Below are 1,671 nucleotides of genomic sequence, written 5' to 3'. Positions count from 1 at the left end.
TTTGAAAGAATTCAGCATATTCCCCAATGTCATTGTCCCGCGACTATGTCCATAAAGTTCTAATCCTGTAAGACCATAGCTATACATCAAATCTTTTGCTTCTTGTGTGGAATTGGTCAAACCCCAAAAGTTATTTTCCAGTAACTTCTGATAGCCTGCTACCAGAAGTTCTGAGATAGCAGAATCTGCTTGGGGGAAGATAACAATATAGAGCGGTTCATTTTGATTTTTAGCATGTTGAACCGCATAAACAGCGGCTTCCTCTGGTGGAGTAAAGATGCCATTAAAGGAAACATGAACCCTGCCATCAGAGCCTTCTTGCAAATGCTGCTTTTCTTCATCCGTTAAATAATGGAACTTGGGGATTTTTTGTCCACGAGCGTCTTTGATATACTGTCCATTTTCATCTTTTTTATAGATTATATTGCCCTTTTCATCACGGTCGACCACGGCAATGGGGTGCTCTTTGATAAACATGGTTTTATAGGAATCATCGCTGTATTTAAACCCTTCTTCTAAGAGTTGAGTTGCCATTTCACGATTTTCATGGACGATTTGTTCCAGCTTGCCTACATCGAGCTGTTGTACACCCTTATGGGCGGTGGCAGTATCACGATTAAGGGAGGCTATGGCTTGTTCCACGTCTTGCCCTGTCAATGCCTTCTGCCCTGCTTCATCAGTAATGACAATGGTGCCATTGCTGATAGCGGATTTGGTATATCCTTCCTCTGAATCTTTAGCTTTTGAATGATCTAAGACATTTTTGGCAATGTTTTTCCCGACACCATATTTGCCCTGATACATCGGACCACCCGCTGAAATGCTTAAACCTTGGCTGCTAGCTTGCGCATGCGCACTGTTGCTGATATCACTGGTGCTGATGCTTCCTGTGGTCAGGCTGTTTTTATCTGCCGGCGCGGTGCTTTCAATAATACCTCCGGTCAGCGTTGTTTTATCTTTAACGTTGATCTTAAAGCCGCCATCACCCGCTTTGATGCCTGATTGTTCCACAACACTATGATAATCACTAGAGGATTTATCCTTGTTCAAGGAAATATTGGTTGTGGCTGTACCATCCTTTTCTCGGCTATTATAACCAATGGAAACAGAGTTTTGCTTGCTGGAACTTTGTCCCGTATCACTGCGGCTGACAACGGTAAAATCACCCCCTACTTCCATTTCTACACGCTCTCCAGAAGCCACGGCGCCTGCCAATGTGGTGTTTGCACCACTCGTTGTGTGAACTGTGCCGGTGCCAATAATATGGCTGTTCTTCTGGTGAACCTCCTCACTGGAACCCTTGCCTTTACCAAAAGAAGCATTCCCCATCCACCCTGTACCACCGGTACCATAACTATACCCAACATTCATCGAAGCGCTTTGCGTGTGGTTTTCTGTGCTTTGCGTATTTTGCGCACTTTCAAAGATGATATCTTTACCTGCTCCCATGGTGATATTCCCGCTCTGTTCATCATTGCTTTGCATCGGGTTTGTACCAGCAATAATATCGGCTCCAACACCATGGATGCTGCCTTTGTGGGCTTGCATATTAACAGCGCGTCCTGCTTCTATTGTACCTGTTACCGCAGTAGAGGTCTGAACAGAGGCTTCTGCCTTCTCTGTCTTAAAGCCCACGGTTACGCTAGCAGAAACATCAGCAATATCACGAAT

At 44.7% G+C, this 1,671-nt stretch carries 1 protein-coding gene; it reads right to left on the bottom strand.

Features of this window, described 5'->3' with window-relative positions:
- On the bottom strand, window positions 1-1,671 hold a 1,671-nt coding region (locus ACFIO5_RS09815), incomplete at both ends, for a hemagglutinin repeat-containing protein (RefSeq protein WP_375705298.1).

Source organism: Bartonella sp. AA86SXKL (assembly GCF_042196885.1).
The sequence above is the reverse complement of the archived record's forward strand: the minus strand, read 5'-3'. Positions and strand labels throughout refer to the sequence as shown.